Consider the following 18,667-nt stretch of genomic DNA (forward strand, 5'->3'; position numbering starts at 1 on the left):
ATGGCGGAAGGGGCGCGAGCGCTCAGTCGCGGACAGGCGTACACGCGGCGCTGGTGACCCGCAGCAGGTCCACCTGAAGGCGCTCGACGAGTTCCACGTTCCGCATGAGCCCAAGCCTAGGCATAGACCGATCGTTCTGTCTACGTCCTGGGGCATAGGATGTGGCCGTGGCCTCATCAACACGAGCCGCAGCCGCACCGTCGGAGCGACTGCTGGCAGCGGCGGCGAAGCTGTTCCCGAAGGAGGGCATCCGCGCGGTCGGCGTCGACCGGGTCCTGGCGGAGGCCCAGGTGGCGCGGGCGAGCCTGTACCAGGCGTTCGGCTCCAAGGACGCCCTGATCGCGGCCTACGTGGACCGGCAGGACGAGCTCGACCGCGCCAACTACGCCAAAGCCGTTGCCGGGATGGACGATCCGGCCGACCGACTGCTGGCGCTGTTCGACCTCGCGCGCACGACCGCGAACAAGTCGCGCTTCCGCGGCTGCCTCTACCTCAACGCCGCCACCGAGTTCCCCGACCAGAAGCACCCCGTCGTCGCGGCCGTGGCCCGGCACCGCGGCTGGCTGCGCGAACTGCTGGTGACGCTGCTGAGCGAAGCCGGGGCGCACGATCCCGAGCCGCTCGCGGACCGGATCCAGGTCATCTACGACGGAGCGGTCGCCGGTTCCAAGCTCAACCGCAGCGCCGAACCCATCGACACCGGCCGCACCCTGGTCACCGAGATCCTCGCGGAGCACACCGAGCGGTCGTGAGCGTTTCGGGGCGTCCTGGCACCCCGAAACGCTCACGACCGCTTTTCGCCTTCCGGACACCCGCGCCGTGGCTGGTCCCGCGGAGTCCGCTGTCCTGGTCTCACAGCCGAAGATCGGGCGCATCCCCACCGAACTGCGCAACGCGCTGTGGTGGATCGACAACTACTACGACTGCGCCCATCCGCTGCCCGGCGCCACCGGCAAGATCGCCCATGCCCCGGAGACCCACGGCAACCCGATCGACAAGGCCCTGCCGATCATGCTCCTGAAGCCCGACGGCCGGATCGAGCAGAAGGCCATCGCCTGGACCACCGGCACCCCCTTCGAAAGCTCCTGCCGCTGAAGCACCGGCGGAATCGGCACCACGATCCCTGTTCGACCGGTCCGCCTACGCGGTGGCCGTCCGCCGCGGGCACGCCCACAGCAAGACCCCGGCGACCGCCGCGGCCACCGCGAAAGCAAGGAAGTTCGCGCCGACCCCGAGACCGGCGGCCAGCAGCAACCCGCCGACCTGCGGCGCGGCCACGGCGCCGATGCGGCCGACGCCCAGCGCCCAGCCCAGCGCGGTGCCCCGCAAGCGCGCCGGGTAGTGGTTCGCGACTCCGGCGATGATCAGGCACTGGGTGCCGTGCGTGCCGACACCGGCCAGCACCAGCAACCCGTAGGTGATCGCGTTCGGCGGATGCGCGATCAGCCCGGCCAGCGCGAGCGCGGCGATCACGGCCGCGACCGCGCCGACGCGCACCGGGCCGAACCGGTCGCCCGCCCACGCGGTCAGCAGCGATCCGGCCACCGCGCCCAGGTTCAGCGCCAGCAGGAAGGTCAGCGCGGAGCCGAGGTCGAAGCCGGATTGCCGCATCAGCTGCGGCAACCAGGTGCCCAGCCCGAACCAGGCGAACAGGACCGTCAACGTCGACAGCGCGAACAGCGCGGTCGCCCGGAGGTGCACCCGGGCGAACAATCCGCTGGCGGCCTGCCGATCGGCGGAATCCTCCGCAACGGCACCGAATTCGCGCTCGACCGCCGCGGCGCGCTCGTGGTCTCCGCGGGCCCGGTGGTAAGCGGCCGTTTCCGGGACCAGCCGCCGGCACAGCACCGCCACGAGCACACCGGCGGCGCCGACGCCGAACATGCTGCGCCAACCCCAGTTCGGGATCAGCCAGATGCCCAGCACCGATGCTGCGCTGCCGCCGATCGGCACGCCGGACATCATCAGCGTGGAGACCAGCGCCCGGCGGTGCGGGGCGACGAACTCGGCGGCGAGCGCGCTGACCGAGGGCACCAGGCCGCCGAGACCGAGGCCGGCGAGGAAGCGGAGCACGCCGAACGATTCCGGGTTCCACGCGAAGCTGCAGAGCACCGTGCAGACCGAGAACCAGACCGTGCACAGCAGCATCGCGCGCCGCCGACCGATGCGGTCGGAGAGCACTCCCGCGACCAGGGCGCCGACCAGCATGCCCGCGAATGCCAGGCTGCCCAGCAGGCCGACGGATCCGGCGGTGAGCGCCCAGCCGGGTTCGCGCAGCAGCTCCGGCAGCACCGCGCCGTAGACGATCAGGTCGTACCCGTCGAACACCACCGTGAGCCAGCACAGACCGACCACGAGGGCTGCTTTCCGGCTCGGCTCGGTGGCGTGCTCCCGGGTCTGCGACATGCGGCGAATGCTACTGCCCGTTGGTCGCCCGCAGCGGTGGACAGTGGCCGCGATCTCGTGCGAAATCGCCAGCCCCACCCGCGACCCGGCGCCCCGGGACAGGCCTGCTGAGCAGGGCGGAAGGACGATCGGGGAAGTCAGACGGCTTCCCCGAGTCCACTGTGGTCAGACGCTGGCCGGGGCGTGCTGCATGCGCAGGGCGATCAGGAGCAGGGCCGCGGCGATCGTGGCCGAGATGACGGTGAACCCGGTCACCAGCACCGCGACGACGGCCGCGATGGCGACCAGCACACCGGCCGGGGCGAGTCCCCGTGCGCGGCGCGGAGTTCCGGTGGATCCGCGCTCGAACCGGCCGAGCTGCGCGGTGAGCGGGATGAGCACCAGGGCCACACCGGCCAGCCACGAACCGCGGGTCAGCCACCACCCGATGCCCAGCGGTTCGGGCCAGGGCAGTCCCAGCACCAGCAGGACGGCGGCGAACAGCACCAGGGCGGGCATGTGCCAGAGGTAGACGGTCAGCGAGTGCTTGCCGATCGCGTCGACCGCGGAGCGCACGCCCGGCCGTTCCACGAAGACCGCCAGGCGTCCGGTGAACCGCGCCAGCAGGCACACCTGGACGACGCCGAGCAGCACCAGGTTCGCGGTCGGCGGGTTGAGGTTGGCCAGCATGTCCGCCGGGTAGAGGCCGCTCGTGGTGCTTGCCAGCAGCAGCGCGAAGGCGCCGAGCGCACCGGTCAGCAGCTGGCCGTCCGAGCGGAACCGGAACCAGCCGTCGGCGTACCAGAAGCCGATCTGCTGGACGGCCAGCCAGACGAACGCGAGGTTGCCGAACCCGATCGCCGGGATCCCGGTGCCCATCGCCAGCTGGTCGACGCCGAGCGCGCACGCGACGAGCACCGCCAGCGTCGCCCGGGGCGCGCGCTCGTGCAGTCGGCCCAGCAGCGGCACCAGCGCGGAGATTCCCAGGTAGACGCCGATGAACCACATCGGCTGCCCCATCCGGAAGCCGACCTGCGCGAGCAGCTCCGCCGGGACTCCGGCCGCGGTCGCCACCGCCAGCGCGGCGGCGATCGCGGCGAAGGCGACGAGCGCGGGCCGGGCGAGCCGGACCAGCCGGGCCCGGACGAAATCCGCGGGCGTCGCGCCGGAATCGCGCATTCGGCGCCACTGCGTGATGCCGGCGAATCCGCCGACGATGAAGAACAGCGGCATCACCTGGATGACCCAGGAAACCGGGGTGAACCACTGCTGGTTCTCCAGCGCGTTGCGGATCTGGATTCCCGATTCCCCGGTCTCGATGCCCGCCATCATGGCGTGCAGGACGACCACCACGACCAGGCATCCGGCGCGGACCAGGTCGAGCACCCGGTCGCGGGACGGTGCTGGAACGGCTTTCGCCGCCGGTGCGATAGGTGCGCGCAAAATGGTCACTGCTGGTTCTCCCCGTGGAACGGGTCCGGACGAATTCCGGACCGGGAAGAGCGTATGAATTCAGCACCGGAATTCGCGTCGGTCCGGAGAGCGCATTCGCACCCCGTACCGCGGTAGGGGGTGCGGTGAATCGTTCCCCCACCGGTACGGTCGGGCAGTTCCTAGAGCATGCTGAGTTCCCGCATGGCATCGCGTTCGATCCGCGAGAGCTCGTGGAGCAGTGCACCGGCCTGCGTGAGCTTCTCCGCGTCGCCGGATTCGCCTGCTGCCGCGACGAGTGCGGCCACCTGCGTCCAGAGCCCGGCGGCCTCGGAGTACAGGGCGTGGCCGGTGCGCAGGTGGTCGCTGTCGATCACCTCGGCGCTCTCGGCGAGGAAGTCCCGGTAGAGGTTGCGGAACAGCGCGCCACCGGTGCCTGCCTTCTCCATGAGAACGGCGGTGCGCGACAGGTGCTCTCCCGGATTGTCACTGCGCTGCAGCCACTTCGGCACTTGCTTCGCGGCCTTCTCGACGCCCCGGTGGCCCAGGTTCGCGATGGGCGGGTTCAGGAACGCCTCGGCGCAGGCCCTGATCGCGGGGATGATCTGATCCCGCGGTGACGGCGCGGTGGGCGCTGTGATGGTGAAGGAGCGGTGCTTGGCGGTCATGGGGCCGCGTTCGGCCCTGGCCCGGGCCAGACTGTCGAGACTGGTGGTGACGGCCCCGCCCTGGGCGTCGGTGTCCACCAGGTAGGCGTCCTGGTCGTCGTAGCCGTACATGGCCACGACGTGCCCGCCGAAGTGCACCTTCGTGGTGAAGTAGTCCAGGTGGTAGCTGTCGAGCTGGAGGCCGACCGGCCGACCGGCGTCGATCGGTCCCGCCACGTTCTGCCAGGCCTTGCGCGCGGAGGTGGTCTCCGCGACCAGCAGCTCGAGCCCGAGCGCGGCGGTCAGGTTCCGGGTGAGCTCGAAGGGCTTGACCCGGCCGCCCAGGAAGGGAAATCCCACGCTCTTGCTGTCCCAGTAGATGAAGGACAGCCCGGAGCCGAGCCCGAACAGCATCGGTTCGGACAGCTCGATCCCGGCATGCCGCAGCAGCACGCCCAGCGCCGTCGTCTCGCAGTGCTGCATGCCGCGGGCATCGATGCCTTCCACCACGCTCCTCCCGGACCGGCGATCAGGTGCCGTTGGCGGAGACCAGCCCGCACTCGTAGGCGACGATGACGGCCTGCACCCGGTCGCGAATCCCGAGCTTACCGATGATGCGGCTGACGTGGCTCTTCACCGTCTGCTCGGCGATGAACAGCGCAACGGCGATCTCGCCGTTCGAAAGCCCTTGTGCGACAAGGGTGAGCACCTCGCGCTCCCGATCGGTGAGCGCCTCCAGCCGCGGCGCGGTGCTCTGGCGCGGCGGGGCGGAGCGGGCGAAGTGCTCGATCATCCGGCGCGTCACCGTCGGCGCCAGCAGCGCTTCGCCGGCGGCGACCACGCGCACCGCCGAGACGAGATCGGCGGGCAGCGCGTCCTTGAGCAGGAAACCGCTGGCACCGGCCCGGATCGCCTCGTACACGTAGTCGTCGATGTCGAAGGTGGTGAGCATCAGCACGCGGGGCACGTGCGCGACGGATTCCGGCGGGTTCATCAGCTGCCGCGTGGTGTCGATCCCGTTGAGCACCGGCATCCGCACGTCCATCACCACGACGTCGGGCTGCCGGGCGTGGGAGATCTCGATCGCGCGAGCCCCGTTGTCGGCCTCCCCGACCACCTCCATGTCGGGCTGCGCGCCGAGCAGCGCGGCGAACCCGGCCCGCACCATTGCCTGGTCGTCGACGACGAGCACCTTGATGGTCATGGGGTGTCCTGCTCCTGCGAATCGTTGCTGTGCAGCGGGAGAACCGCTCGTACTTCGTAACCGCCGTCGTCGAGGTGCCCGAACCGGAGCTCGCCGCGCACGATGGCGGCCCGCTCCTGCATGCCGACCAGGCCGTGCCCGCCGCCCTGCACCGGGTTGGCCGTCCGCTCCGGTGCACCGTTGCGCACGGTGATCGTCAGCTCGTCACCAGAGCGCTCGAAGCGCACTTCCGTGCGCGCGCCGGGGGCGTGCCTGGTCACGTTGCTCAAGGCTTCCTGCACGATCCGGAACGCCGCGATACCGGCGATCTCGCTGCCCGGCCGCTCCTCCAGCAGCTCCGTGCCGTGCGCGGTGATGTCCACGCCCGCCCGGCGGGAGCTGTCGATCAGCTCCGGGATGCGGTCCAGGCCCGGCTGCGGAACCAGCTCGTTGTCGGTCTGGGTGCTGCGCAGAACTCCCAGCACGCTGCGCATCTCGCCCAGCGCCTGCCGCGAGGCGGCCGCCATCTGGTCGAACTCCGCGCCGATCGCCGGATCGAGCCCCGGGTGCCGGTACTGCGCGGTGGTCGCCTGCACGTTGATCAGCGACATGCTGTGCGCGATCACGTCGTGCAGCTCGCGCGCGACCCGCGTCTTCTCCTCGGCGATCACCCGCTTGGCGTGCTCGTCGGCGCTGAGCCTGCGCTCCTGCACCAGCTGCGAGGAGATCCGCCGCCACTGCCGGACGAACATCGCGAGCGCGAAGGTGCCCGCGGTGACGGAGCCGAAGATGAAGAGGTTGCCGATCACCGCACCCGTCGACACGTTGTGCGGCACGAGTGCGGCGGCGGCGAAAGCAGCCACCACACCACCGCCCCAGCACCACAGCCCGACCGGCCAGGCAGGCTGCGCGCCGAGCACACCGACCAGCAACCCGTGCCCGATCAGCGTCGTCACCGCAACCGGCCACACGGCCGCATCGCCGACCGCGATCGCCAGCACGAACACGGCGGTGCAGGAGATTCCGGCAGCCAACCGCGGGCGGAAGAGCGCGAGAACGATCGCCGCGGGCTGCACGGCACCGAGCACGAAGGCCAGCGGAACCGGCATCCCGAAGACCACGGCGTCGAGCGGAATGGCCACCGCGGCCAACGCCAGCGCACCAGCACCGAGCGCCCCTGCAGCCCAGACGACGGGCTTGACCTGGAGCTTCGACTGCTCACCCGGATCACGCCGGCGCACGGATCTGGCCATCGGCAAGGCTCAACTCCACAGGTCGCAGAAGTCCTCGCCGAGACTACCCGTCACCGCGGACCCGCCCTCCACCGAAGCCCTTCAGCCGAGCGCGGCGCGGACGGCGGCCACCGCGCGGTCGACGTCCTGGTCGTCGGTCCGCCAGTTCACCACGGAGATCCGCATGGCGCGCACGCCGTTCCAGGTGGTGCCGCCGAACCAGGCCGCACCACCTCGTTGCACCAGACCGATGACCCGGTCGGTGCGGGCATCGTGATCTCCGTCGGCCGCGGTGAAGCGCACCAGGCCCTGGTTGATCACCGGCCGGGCGAGCACTTCGACGCCCGGCAGAGAGCCGATCCCGGCCACGAGCCGGTGCGCGTGGCCGACGCAGCGGTCGATCATCGCCGCGATGCCCCGCCGCCCCAGGGACCGGATCGCGGCGTAGACGGGCACCGCCCGCGCACGCCGGGACCACTCCGGGTTCCAGTCCAGCTGGTCGCGAGCCGGTGCCGTCCCGTCCTCCGCGGCGGTGTCGGCGGCGTGCACCAGGTAGCTCGCGCGCGTCGACATCGCAGCGCGGTGCGCCGACGGGTGCCGGACGAAGACCAGGCCCGAATCGAACGGCACGTTGAGCCACTTGTGCGCGTCGGTGGTCCACGAATCCGCACCGCCTGCCCCGGACAACAGGTGCCGGTGCCGGTCGCTGACCGCGGCCCACAACCCGAACGCGCCGTCGACGTGCACCCACGCGCCCCTGGCAGCGGCCAGTGCACAAGCCTCCTCGAACGGGTCGAACGACCCGGTGTTGATCTCCCCGGCCTGCAGGCACACCACCACCGGCCCGTCCGCCTCCGCGAGTTCCCGCTCCAGCGCGACGAGATCGATCCGGCCCTCGGCGTCGGCTCCCACCGCGTGCAGCTGATCGGTTCCCAGACCGAGCAGCCGCACAGCCCGGTCGATCGAGGCGTGCTGCTGCCCCGAGGTCAGCACCCGCAAGGCCGGGGCTCCGGCCAGGCCCCGCCGTTCCACGTCCCACCCGCGATCGGCCAGCAACTTGTGGCGCGCGGCGGCCAACGCGGTCACGTGCGCCGACTGCGCACCCGTGGTGAACGCGTACGAAGCGGAACTCGGCAGCCCGAGCAGTTCCTTCAGCCACTCCCCGGTCACTTCTTCGACCACCGCCACGGCAGGCCCGCAAGCGTGCATCGCGGCGTTCTGGTCCCACGTCGCGGTGAGCCAGTCCGCCGCGATCGCCGCTGGCACACCACCACCGATCACCCAGCCGAAGAACCGCCCGCCAGCGCTGGCCAACAACCCGTCGGCCGTGTCGCGAACCAGCTCGTCGACGACCCGAACGTCGTCCATGCCCTCCTCGGGCAAGGAACGTCCCAGCGCCTCCCGCAACGCAGCCGTGCTCCCGCCCGGAGCCACCGGCCGCGAGCCGAGCCCCGCCAGGAATTCGGCGGCATGCGCCGCAGTCCGCTCCAGAAGTTCCCGCGAATCAACGTGCATGCCGCCAGTGTCAGCGCCCCGAAGCCCACCCGCTGGCAGATTTCGGACGCGGTCACGTCCAGCCCAGCGCACGATCGGCATTGTCGAGGAGGTCCTTGTAGGTCATGACCTCGATTCGGCTCAAGTGCGCGTTGAACAAGCGAAGGGCCTCGTTGACGTCCTCTTCCGCGGCATCCGTGTCGCCCGCCGGGTACCCGATGAGGACCAGCCCGCTCGCGCGCCTGGTCTCGATGCCGAACTCCTCGTAGATGCGCTGACGGTGCTCATCGAGCCCCACCAGGTAGTTGACCACCTGCGACACCGCATCGTGAACCTCGGCGGTGGGCACCCAGGCATTCCGGTGCCGCTTGACGATCGACGCTCCCCTCGACCGCTTGAGCTCTACGACGTGCAGACTCCCGTCCGCACGGATCAGCGGGATGTCGATCTCGTCACCGGACACCAGACGGCGACGAGCGTCAGCCCCCACGAAACGACCGCCGAAGATCCACGGTTGTTCTTCGAGCTTCGTCTGCATCGCGTGTTCCGTGGCGTCCGGGTCCTCGGCGATCCTTCGGATCTCCGCGAGGCTCTCGGCCTGGCGTTTCAGCTCGGCGGCTCTGAGCAGAGCCAGGCCATCTTCATCGTCGGCGAGAACGGCGAGCGCATCCGCCGAACTGACGATCCGGCGCGAGTCCCCAGTCGGGTCTTCGACCTCGATCCGGTACCGGAGCACGCGTTCCAGCCAGAGAGCCATCTCCGCACGTCCCCGGACGATCCGGTAGCGGCCGGGACGTTCCGCTGGGGCGTCGACGAACCTCCCGTCGTTGCTGAGATCGATGAGCTGCTGCAGCACCTCGTCGACTGTCGCGGTTCGCCGATTCTCCAGGATCTTCCGGTAATGCCACTCCAAGAAGTGGTACGCCGCCGCGAACGTGTGCGCGACGTAGTCGCGGTTCAGCTCATTCCGCGGCCCGTCCTGGTGGATGCGGTAGTACTCCTCGAAGTCAGGCCTGAGCAGCGATCCGTCCAGGTAGTCGAGAGAATCCTGAACCTGCCGCACGACGTGCCACTCGGATTCCTCCGAAGCGCGAAGCCGAGCGATCTCCAGGAGTCGGACCAGCTCGCGACCGCCTCTCCGCTTCTGACTGCGACCGCTGTGCAGGTAGCGGATCGCGTCCGCGATCGCAGCCTTGACATCCGGATCGACTGCACGCTCCTCGACCTGCTCCAACTGCAGTTCCAACGACCAGTCGGCAGGTCTGGTCATCGAATGCTCCTTCGCGGCGGGGGATCTCCCGCCAGGATGCCCTCGGAAGCACTCGGCATCAGCCGGAATCCGCGATTCCGCACGAGCACCTGGAAGGCGGGGCCCGAGGTGGCCCGGGCCCCGCCCGCGCATCACCCGGCTGTGGTGGCTGCTGCTGGTTCTCGCTGCAGGTGGTGGGTGAGCAGGCCTCCGATGACTGCCAGCTGTTCGGTCTGGGTGATGGTGTTGTGGGTGCACTCCAGGTCGTGGGAGATCACCGTGCCCGTGATCCTCGAGCGCCACTCGTCGCCGTCGGACACGTGGTCGGCTCGGGTCGCCCGGAAGTACAGCAGGTCGCCGTCGAAGCAGGATTCCGCGTAGGTCGGGGCCAGCCGGGCGGTGTTGAGCAGGACGGTGGTGAGCGCGGCGAGCTGCTCCTCCCCCAGCGCCGGGTGGTGGTCGGCGTCCGGCGGCAGGCCCGCTGCCTCGAACAGCAAGGCCCGGACGCCTTCGCGCGCGGGTTCGGCGCGGTGGGCCTGCGGGTCGATCGGGCGGGCGTCGAGCAGGGCGAGCAGGGGCACGAGCTCGCCGTCGGCCTGCAGGTGAGCGGCGATGGCGTGCGCCAGCGCGCCGCCGAGCGACCAGCCCAGCAGGTGGTAGGGCCCGGTCGGCTGCACCGAGCGGATCTGCCGCACGTAGCCCTCGATCAGCTCGCGGAACGTCGACGGCAACCCGTCGTCCCGGGTCAGCCCGATCAGCTGCAGGCCGTACACCGGCAGGTCGTCCGGCAGGTGGCGCGGCAGACCGGCGTAGCACCAGCTCAGACCGCCCGCCGGGTGCACGCAGAACAGCGGCGGCCGGCTGCCGCTCGGACGGAGCGGCAGGACCGCTTCGAACGCGTTCGAGGAGGACTCCTGCTCCAGCAGGCAGGCCAGCTCGGCCACCGTCGGGGCCTCGTACACCGCGCCGAGGGGGACTTCGGTCCGGAGCTCGGTGCGGAGGCGGGTGACGAGTTCGGCCGCCATCAGCGATTGCCCGCCCAGTTCGAAGAAGTCGTCGTCGATGGTGACCGCGCCGACGCCCAGCACATCGGCGAGCAGCGCGCACAGCTGCTCCTCGCGGGGCGTGCGGGGCTGGCGACCGGCGCGGGCTTCGGGCGCGGGCAGGGCGTTGTGGTCGAGCTTCCCGTGCACCGTCAGCGGCAGCTCGGGGAGCAGGACGAACGACGAGGGCACCATCGAGGTGGGCAGCCGCTTCGCCGTCCACGCGCGGAGTTCGGCCGCGTCGACCGGCTCCGGCCCCGGCACCACGTGGGCGACCAGCTCGGGCTCGGCGGCCGAGGTCGCCGTCACCACCGCCTCGACCACTCCCGGGTGCTCGGTGAGCACGGCCTCGATCTCGCCGGGTTCGATGCGCACTCCCCGGATCTTGAGCTGGTCGTCGATGCGGCCGAGGTATTCGAGCTCGCCGTCCTGCGTCCAGCGGACCAGGTCGCCGGTGCGGTACATGCGCGCCCCGGGCGGTCCGAAGGGATCGGGCAGGAAGCACTGCGCGGTCAGCTCTTCCCGGTTCAGGTACCCGCGGGCGACCTGGGCACCGCCCAGGTACAGCTCGCCGGGGACCAGGGGCGGCTGGGGCTGCCCGGCCTTGTCCAGCACGTAGGCGCGGACGTTGTGCCCCGGGCGGCCGATGAGCGGCCGGTCGCTCTCGATCCGGCCGTACACCGCGTCCACAGTGGACTCCGTGGGTCCGTAGTAGTTCCAGGCCTCGACGCCGGGTCGGTCGCGCAGCTCCGCCCAGAGGTCGGGATCGATCGCCTCGCCGCCGACCATGAGCAGCCACGGGAACTTCTCCGCGCCGGACAGCAGGCCCGCGGCCAGCAAGCGGCGCAGGAAGGACGGGGTGAGATCGGCGAAGTCGACCCGGTGCCGGTCGAAGTAGCGCACGAGCGCGACCGGGTCGAGGCGCACCTCGTCGGCGACGAAGTGCACCTCCTGGCCCGCGGCCAGGAACAGCAGGCTCTCCCACGCGGTGTCGAACGAGAACGACGCGGTCAGCGCGGCGCGCAGCCGCCGTCCCGCCGGCTCGATCAGCTCTCGCCGGTGGTCGTGGAAGAGATTGGCGAGCTGGCGGTGCTCGACGACGACGCCCTTCGGGCCACCGGTGGAGCCCGAGGTGAAGTTGATGTACGCCGCGTGCTCCGGCCGGTGGGTGCCGACCAGGTCGGTGTCCGGCTGCTGATCGGTGGTGATCTCGTCGAGCACCAGCAGCGGGTGCCCGGAGGGCAGCGCGGCGCCGATCTCGGTGGTGGTGAGCACGTGCCTCGGCTGGACTTCCGCGAGCAGGGTGCGGATGCGGGCGGCCGGGTGGCCGGGGTCGAGCGGCACGCAGGTCGCGCCTGCCTTGAGCACGGCCAGCACCGCGACGAGGTAGTCGGCGGTGCGCGGCAGGGCCACCGCGATGCGCGCTTCCGGTTCGGCACCGCGCTCGACCAGCAGGTGGGCCAGGCGGTTGGCGCGGGCGTTGAGCTCGGCGGCGGACAGCCGCTCCTGACCGCAGACCAGCGCCGTGGCACCGGGATCCGCGCGGACCTGGGCCTCGAAGAGTTCCGGCACGGTGCCGGCCGGCGTGTCCTGCCGGGTGTCGTTCCAGGTGCTGAGCACCAGCTCGCGCTCGTCGGCCGACAGCAGGTCGATCGCGCCCACCTGCTGCTCGGGATCGGTGCCGGCCAGCACGTGCAGCAGCTCCAGGAACCGGCGGTGGTGCGCGGCCGTGGTCGCGCGGTCGTACTTGGCCGGGTCGGAGTTGAAGTCGATCCGCAGCGATCCGTCGGCGGGCCGGTCGTAGACGTTGACGCCGAGTCCGGTCACCGGGCCGTTCGAGAGGTTGCGCAGCACCGCCGGAAGACTGCCGAACCGGAGCTGGGCGTCGTGGGTCATGATGTTGATGCCCCAGTCACCGAGGTACCCGCCGCGGTGGTGTGCGATTCCCAGGTCCCGCACCATGCGCGCCGAGGAGTAGCGCTGGTGGCGCAGCAGGTCCTTCGCACTGCCCGCGGTGGTGCGGATCAGCTCGGCGACGGTGGTCGACGGGGTCATCCGGGTTCGCAGCGGCAGCACGTTGACCACCATCGACGGCACGCTGCGCGCGAGGCTCCCGGACCGGCCGTTGACCGGCAGGTCCAGCGTGACCTCGTCGTTGCCCGACAGGCGGTGCACGTACAGCGCGAGCGCGGACATCGCGACCGAGGGCAGGCTCGTGCGCGCCGCGCGGGCCAGCGCCCGCAGGCCCGCCGCGTCCTCCGGGCTGACGTAGCCGGTCTCGCGGATGAAGCTGCGGGGCACGATGGACGACATCCGGCGCGAGCGGTCCGCGTTGGGCCAGCCCGCCAGTTGCTCCGCCCAGTACTGGCGGTCCTGGACGAACCGCTCCGAGACCTCGTAGGCGGCCTCCTCGGCCAGCAGCTGCGCCAGCGAGCCGAACTGGCACGGCGGGAAGGGCCGCCCCTCCTCGGCCGCCGTGTAGATCTCGGTGACGCGCTGGATGAACAGCGAGAAGCCGAAGCCGTCGAGGAGGATGTGGTGCAGCGCCAAGTAGACGGTGAAGCGCTCCTGCCCGGTCCGCAGCACGGCGAAGGAGAACAGCGGCGAGCTGCGGGGGTTCACCGGCGAGCTCAGCTCGGCCCGCATCCACTCCTCGGCCGCGGCCTCCGGATCAGCGGCCCCGCGCAGGTCCACCTGCGGCAGCACCCAGTCCAGCATCGGTTCCACCGTCTGCCAGACCCGGTCACGACCGTCGCTGTCGAACCGGGCGCGAAGCGCCTCGGTCTCGCCGACGGCCTGCCGCAACGCGACTTCGAGCAGCGCCACGTCCAGCGGGCCGCTGATCTCCACCGCTTCCGCGGCTCGGTACATGGGATTGGCCGGATCGAACTCCTGGGCGAACCACACGCCCGTCTGGGCAGCCGTAAGCGGGAGCGTTCCATGGTCCATCTCCTTGGGCATGGCACGCTGGGTACCACGAGCGCGGGGAAACGACACAGCGCCACGTCCGGCGCGTCGGGGTGATGATTCCATCGGCACTCCTGATCTCCGGTCGTCACATCAAGAAAGTCCTATTTGCACGGACTTCGCGGAGCTCCGGAAGCCCGTCGGCGCGGACAGCTCACCCCACTCGGCAGCGAACTGCCAGTTCACCAGAAAACGTTGCGGTGCACTGGTTTTCATCACCGAAATGGACTCCGATCGACTACCTATCGACCACCATCGGAGGCAAGTACACGTTCAGGTGAGATCACGAATGCCACTTCGGAGCACCCCCGGCCACGACACCCGGCCGAGCGACAGCCATCCCGCCAAATTCGGACATTGAGGACACGCGCCGAGGGTCTCCGCGAAAACCGTTGGAAGACAGACGCATTGGGCGTCATCGATCCGATTCCTCAACTCGGACCACCACCCGGACACCGGGCACACTATGCGAAACCTCTTGCACATCAGCCTCGCCCGGCTCAACGGACAGAACCTTTCGGATTTTCGGTCATGTGCAAGGGATTTCACTTTTTCCCTGGTCAGCCACACTCGGTCGGCGCAGCGCGGTGGTCCGCACGGGTGGCTGGTCTTCTCTATGGTGTGGCAGCCGGAGCGCGCGCTCGGAAGCGGTGCAAACGTAGCTACTGCCGGTCGGCGCACCCCCCAAGTTCCCGGAGCCCCGGGACAGCTGCCGACACGGTGACGTTCAGAACATGGATGGGAGTTCAAGCAAATGCGCACTACGCTTCGCCTTATCGGTGTCACCGCTGCTTGCGCCGCCGCGCTGGCCATCGGCTCGCCCGCCTTCGCCGGTGGCCACGGCCACGGCCACGGCAACGACCACGCCCACTCCAGCGCCGCGGGCGGCCACGGGCAGGGTGGCAACGGCGGTGTCGGCGTGAACGTCCTCAGCGGCATCAGCGCCCTGTCCAGCGGCGACGGCGGCAACGCCTCCGCGGGCAACGGTGGCGGCGGCTTCGGCGGCAACGCCTCGTCCATCGCGGGCAACTGACCTGACGACGGGGTAACACCCGACACAGCATCACCAGGGCGCCGACCGGCCGCACACCGGTCGGCGCCCGCTTTTCAACGGCCGGACACCTCCGGAGCGGGTTGACCTTGACCCTGCGTCATGGTTGGAGGCTCCGGGACGTGACGAACAACAGCAGCCCCGCCCCACCGGTCGGGGGCTTCCAGGAGATCGACGGCCGACGGCTCTTCGTGCACCGGTCGGGCATCGGCGGCCCGGCCGTCGTGTTCCTCCCCGGCGCCAGCGCCGTCGGGCTCGACTACTTCCTCGTGCAGCAACGGGTTTCGGAGTTCACCACCGCCGTCGTGTACGACCGGGGCGGCACCGGGTACAGCGATTCCCTGCCGCTGCCGCGCACCGCGGCCGAAGTCGCCGCGGAACTGCACGAGCTGCTGCGCGCTCAAGGCATCCCGGGCCCGTACGTCCTGGTCGCGCACTCCCTCGGCGGCCTCTACGCGCACCGGTTCGCGCAGCTGCACCCGCAGGACGTGGCCGGACTGGTCTGGCTGGACGCCTTGCACCGCGACTGGGACGACTTCATGCCGCCCACCGCGAGTCTCGCGGCGGCCGAGCGGATGGCCGACCTGGAGCAGATGAAGAAGCTGCGCCCGACCTTGCGCGACGAGTACGCCGACATGTACGCGGCCTATCCCGAGCACCTGCGGCGGGCGCTGATCGATGCCCGCACCAGCGATGAGTGGCTCCGCGTCGGCGTCGCCGAGCGCACCGGGCTGGGCGAGCTCGCAGACGAGCTGCGGGCCGGGCCCGGTCTCCCCGATGTTCCGCTGATCGCGCTCACCGTGCTGGGCTCCGATCCCGCCGGGCAGGAGATGCACGACGGCCGGAAGAGGATGGACGCGGCGCTGGTGAGCTCGGTCCCACGCGGAGAGCAGCGCTTCCTCTCCGGCACCGGCCACCACCGGCTCTGCTTCGACCACCCCGACGCCGTCGTCCAGGCGATCCGGGACGTCATCGACCGGGCCACCCGCCCCTAGACTCGGCGCGAGACGCGAAGGAGAACGGTGCTCACGATCAGCCAGCTCGCGACGACCGCCGGCGTGACCGTGCGCACCGTCCGCCACTACCACCACGTCGGCCTGCTCCCCGAACCCGAGCGCGATGCCTCGGGCTACCGCCGCTACAGCGCGCAGGCGGCGGTGGACCTCATCCGGATCAGGACCCTCGCCGACGCCGGGGTGCCGCTGGCGCGCATCGACGCGCTGCTGCACGCGCAGCCGACCGAGTTCGCCGCCGCGATCACCGACATCGACGCCGAACTGCGGCGCAAGATCGATCAGCTGGCCGAGTACCGCCGGCGGATCGCTCGGCTGGACAGCGGCGAACAGCTCGTCCTGCCCCCGGAGGTGGTCGCCGTCCTCGACCGGATGCGCGCGCTCGGGATCAGCGAATCGAGGATCCGGCTCGAACGCGACTCGTGGATCCTGATGCAGGCGCTGGATCCGCAGGTCGTGCCCCGGCGGCTCCGGGAGAAGAACGCCGGTCTCGACGATCCCGAGGTGGTGCGCCTGTACCTCGCCTGCGACCGGTCGGTCGACTGGGAGCCGCACGACCCGCGCGTGGACCGGCTCATCGACGAACTCGACGCGCGGGCTGCCGAGCAGGAGGACGACGGCGAGCAGCCGGGCTACCTGCGGCTGGTCGTCTCCCGGATCTCCGAAGCAGCACCGGCCTGGCAGCGCATCGTCAGCACCCTGGCCCACCGCGCCGAACAGCGCCGGAGCTCCCGGGACGGCGGATAGGCGTTCACGTGCGCGATATCGCAGGTCAGCGCGTGTCCGACCTGGCGATGAGGGCTGCCCGGCGGGCGGTTGCGCGGATGTCGCCGATCCCTCAAAGGGGTGGCATATTCCGAAACCGTTTGGTATATGCCAGACCGCCACTTACCGTAGAGGCACGCGAGTGACGTTCGCGATCGAATAAGCCGGCTGCCGAGTTCGCCGCCTCTGCGGCCGGTTCCTGAGCTGCGGCGCTTGACCGACGTTCCCCCAGATGGTCAAGCGCCGCAGCGGCGGACACCACCCGCGACTGCCGGGACTTCGCCTCCTGTTCCGCTCGACGCCCGCACCACAACGTCCACTGTGGATTTCATCGTGCGGTCGGCTCCGAGCATTCAGCCCGATGCCTTGCACTTTCGGCCTCGAAACGCTCACGGGACACCGGACCGGCGCGGCCGCGCTCTTCCCGAGGCCCGCTGCCCCAACGCGCTGGAGCGGAGCGCGCGGCGACCAGGCATCGAGCACCACCGCGAAAATCGCTCCCGAGCAGCCGTTTTCGCAGCTGCCGGAGACACCTCCACTTCCGGGGAAATCCGCTTCTGCCGGGGTGATCCCGTGCGACACTCCTGTCCGGTGATGTCGGCGGACCGGGGGCTGCATGAGTCGACCAGCGGGTACCGGAACACTGGCGGACGCGCTCAACGAGCTGAAGCGGTCCAGCGGCTACAGCTACCAGCAGATCGGGCACCGGGCCCACCTCGGCCGGTCCACCGTGCACCGGTACTGCAGCGGGCAGAGCGTGCCCGCCAGCTTCGGCACCGTGGAGCTGATCGCGAAGGTGTGCGGCGCCGATCGCGACGCGCTCTCCGAGCTCTACCGCCTGTGGGAGCAGGCGAACGGCGCGGCGGAGCCAGAACCCGCGGACGAACCCGAAGCCGCCGTCGATGCGACGCCCGCACCGGCCCCGAAGCGGCGCCGCTGGTGGCTGGTCGCCGCCGCGGTGGCGGTCATCGCGATCGCCGGGGCCTACGCGTACCTGCCGGAAGACGTCAACCGCACCGAGATCCCCGCTCAGCGCGACATCTCCGCGCCCAACTGGACCTACAACCCGGGCTCCGTCTCTCCCGGATTCGTCGGGGTCACCATCAACAGCGCCACCGGTGCCATGCCCACCTTCCCGGTCGGTTCGGTGCGGCTGTGGGACTCGAAGACCCGGTGGCAGGTGCTCGAACCGGAACGCGGCCGGTTCGACTGGACGATCCTGGACAGGCACCTCGACGGCGCGGGAGCGGCCGGCCTGCCGGTGGTGTACGTCTTCGGCGGCGCACCGGGGTGGGCAGCGCCGAACGGCAGGCGGACGCCCTACACCGACGGTTCCCGGACCAGCCCGCCCGACGACCTCGCCGACTGGGAGCGGTTCGTGCGCGCCCTGGTGACCCACGCCGACGGGCGCATCGAGTCCTACGAGCTGTGGGACATCGGCACCCCGCCGTTCTTCGACGGCCCGGTCGAGACGCTGGTGGCCATGACGCGGATCGCCGCCGACGTGATCCGCGAGCTGGACCCGGACGCCAACGTCGTCTGCCCCGGTTTCACCGGCCTGTGGGAACCCGGGAACCAGCTGGTGATGCAGCGCTTCGCCGAGCTGGGCGGGTACAGCCACTGCGACTACGCCGCGGTCAAGCTGTACCCGCGCAACGCTTCGGACCCGCCCGAGACGATGATGGAGCTCACCAGGCAGATCGACCAGACACTGGCCCGCGCGCTGATCGGGCCGAAGCTGTGGGCCACCGGCTGGGGCACCGAGGTCACCCAGCAGGAGCGGGTCGAGCCGGAGCTCGCCGCCGACTACGCGGTCCGCTCCTACCTGGTCTCGCTCTGGCGCTGGTACGACCGCTTCTACTTCTACAGCTGGGGCGGTGACCGGGTGCCCATCGTGCTGCAGACCAACGGGTTCCAGCCGACCAAGGCCGGCCGGTTCGTCGGCGAGCTGACCCGCTGGCTGACGGACGCGAAGATCGACTCCTGCGGGCACGGGCCGGAAGCGGGCCTGCCGGACAACGTCTGGCAGTGCCGGTTCACCCGGCAGGGCAAGCCGTTCGTCATCCGGTGGACGCACGAGGGCACCGCGCGGATGACGCCCGGCCCGGGCACCACGCTCGTCCGGCGACTGGACGGCACCAGCGCCCCGGTCGATCCGCGGGAGCCGATGGAGATCACCGGCAGGCCCGTGCTGCTGGCCTGAGCTG

Annotated in this window: 14 protein-coding genes; 6 read left to right on the forward strand and 8 right to left on the reverse strand. The window is 70.6% G+C overall.

All coding sequences use genetic code 11. From position 1 onward, the window contains the following. Positions 1-167 precede the first annotated feature (167 nt). Both ATL45_RS38035 and ATL45_RS38040 read left to right on the forward strand, forming a co-directional pair. Positions 168-752, forward strand: coding sequence for a TetR/AcrR family transcriptional regulator (locus ATL45_RS38035; RefSeq protein WP_211841392.1), 585 nt, complete (start codon positions 168-170; stop codon positions 750-752). 67 nt (positions 753-819) lie between these two features. Further along, positions 820-1,095, forward strand: coding sequence for a hypothetical protein (locus ATL45_RS38040; RefSeq protein ID WP_093156918.1), 276 nt, complete (start codon positions 820-822; stop codon positions 1,093-1,095). Positions 1,096-1,140: 45 nt separating this feature from the next. Here the strand turns inward: ATL45_RS38040 and ATL45_RS38045 are convergent, their stop codons facing one another. The 8 genes from ATL45_RS38045 to ATL45_RS38080 all read right to left on the reverse strand — a co-directional run bounded on the left by ATL45_RS38045 (position 1,141) and on the right by ATL45_RS38080 (position 13,625). After that, the gene (locus ATL45_RS38045; protein WP_093156920.1) at positions 1,141-2,406 is read right to left on the reverse strand and encodes an MFS transporter; all 1,266 of its coding nucleotides are present in this window, start codon (positions 2,404-2,406) and stop codon (positions 1,141-1,143) included. Between the two features lie 165 nt (positions 2,407-2,571). Continuing rightward, positions 2,572-3,837 carry an acyltransferase family protein gene (locus ATL45_RS38050; protein ID WP_246025768.1) on the reverse strand — a complete coding sequence of 422 codons (1,266 nt, stop codon included), beginning with the start codon at positions 3,835-3,837 and terminating at the stop codon, positions 2,572-2,574. Positions 3,838-3,998: 161 nt separating this feature from the next. Continuing rightward, a complete protein-coding gene (locus tag ATL45_RS38055; protein ID WP_246025769.1) occupies positions 3,999-4,970 on the reverse strand; it encodes a BtrH N-terminal domain-containing protein in 972 nt (323 codons plus the stop codon). 22 nt (positions 4,971-4,992) lie between these two features. Continuing rightward, positions 4,993-5,667, reverse strand: coding sequence for a response regulator (locus ATL45_RS38060; RefSeq protein ID WP_093156921.1), 675 nt, complete (start codon positions 5,665-5,667; stop codon positions 4,993-4,995). Continuing rightward, entirely contained in the window at positions 5,664-6,899 is a 1,236-nt protein-coding gene (locus tag ATL45_RS38065) for a sensor histidine kinase (protein ID WP_093156923.1), read from the reverse strand. Before ATL45_RS38065 ends, ATL45_RS38060 begins: the two co-directional genes overlap by 4 nt. A gap of 81 nt (positions 6,900-6,980) precedes the next feature. Continuing rightward, a complete protein-coding gene (locus ATL45_RS38070) occupies positions 6,981-8,393 on the reverse strand; it encodes a pyridoxal phosphate-dependent decarboxylase family protein (RefSeq protein WP_093156924.1) in 1,413 nt (470 codons plus the stop codon). Between the two features lie 52 nt (positions 8,394-8,445). Next, positions 8,446-9,606: a Shedu immune nuclease family protein gene (locus ATL45_RS38075; protein WP_211841393.1), complete on the reverse strand. Its 1,161-nt coding sequence runs from the start codon at positions 9,604-9,606 to the stop codon at positions 8,446-8,448. Between the two features lie 167 nt (positions 9,607-9,773). Beyond that, entirely contained in the window at positions 9,774-13,625 is a 3,852-nt protein-coding gene (locus ATL45_RS38080) for a non-ribosomal peptide synthetase (RefSeq protein ID WP_093156927.1), read from the reverse strand. 760 nt (positions 13,626-14,385) lie between these two features. On the opposite strand from ATL45_RS38080, the gene ATL45_RS38085 reads away from it, so the two are divergent. The 4 genes from ATL45_RS38085 (at position 14,386) to ATL45_RS38100 (ending at position 18,663) form a co-directional block, all read left to right on the forward strand. Continuing rightward, positions 14,386-14,664 carry a hypothetical protein gene (locus tag ATL45_RS38085; protein WP_093156929.1) on the forward strand — a complete coding sequence of 93 codons (279 nt, stop codon included), beginning with the start codon at positions 14,386-14,388 and terminating at the stop codon, positions 14,662-14,664. 140 nt (positions 14,665-14,804) lie between these two features. Beyond that, positions 14,805-15,677 (forward strand): alpha/beta fold hydrolase, encoded by an 873-nt coding sequence (locus ATL45_RS38090; protein ID WP_093156930.1) that lies wholly within the window; start codon positions 14,805-14,807, stop codon positions 15,675-15,677. A 27-nt stretch (positions 15,678-15,704) separates the two neighbouring features. Next, entirely contained in the window at positions 15,705-16,442 is a 738-nt protein-coding gene (locus tag ATL45_RS38095; protein ID WP_093156931.1) for a MerR family transcriptional regulator, read from the forward strand. A gap of 634 nt (positions 16,443-17,076) precedes the next feature. Next, positions 17,077-18,663: a helix-turn-helix domain-containing protein gene (locus ATL45_RS38100; protein ID WP_093156933.1), complete on the forward strand. Its 1,587-nt coding sequence runs from the start codon at positions 17,077-17,079 to the stop codon at positions 18,661-18,663. The last annotated feature ends 4 nt before the right edge of the window (positions 18,664-18,667 follow it).

Source organism: Saccharopolyspora antimicrobica (assembly GCF_003635025.1).
GTDB lineage: Bacteria > Actinomycetota > Actinomycetes > Mycobacteriales > Pseudonocardiaceae > Saccharopolyspora > Saccharopolyspora antimicrobica.

What these genes read in the sequence shown, in the direction of transcription:
- ATL45_RS38100 (WP_093156933.1), top strand. Translation starts at nt 17,077, where the DNA reads ATGAGTCGACCAGCGGGTACCGGAACACTGGCGGACGCGCTCAACGAG.
- ATL45_RS38080 (WP_093156927.1), bottom strand. Translation starts at nt 13,625, where the DNA reads ATGCCCAAGGAGATGGACCATGGAACGCTCCCGCTTACGGCTGCCCAG.
- ATL45_RS38085 (WP_093156929.1), top strand. Translation starts at nt 14,386, where the DNA reads ATGCGCACTACGCTTCGCCTTATCGGTGTCACCGCTGCTTGCGCCGCC.
- ATL45_RS38060 (WP_093156921.1), bottom strand. Translation starts at nt 5,667, where the DNA reads ATGACCATCAAGGTGCTCGTCGTCGACGACCAGGCAATGGTGCGGGCC.
- ATL45_RS38045 (WP_093156920.1), bottom strand. Translation starts at nt 2,406, where the DNA reads ATGTCGCAGACCCGGGAGCACGCCACCGAGCCGAGCCGGAAAGCAGCC.
- ATL45_RS38065 (WP_093156923.1), bottom strand. Translation starts at nt 6,899, where the DNA reads ATGGCCAGATCCGTGCGCCGGCGTGATCCGGGTGAGCAGTCGAAGCTC.
- ATL45_RS38070 (WP_093156924.1), bottom strand. Translation starts at nt 8,393, where the DNA reads ATGCACGTTGATTCGCGGGAACTTCTGGAGCGGACTGCGGCGCATGCC.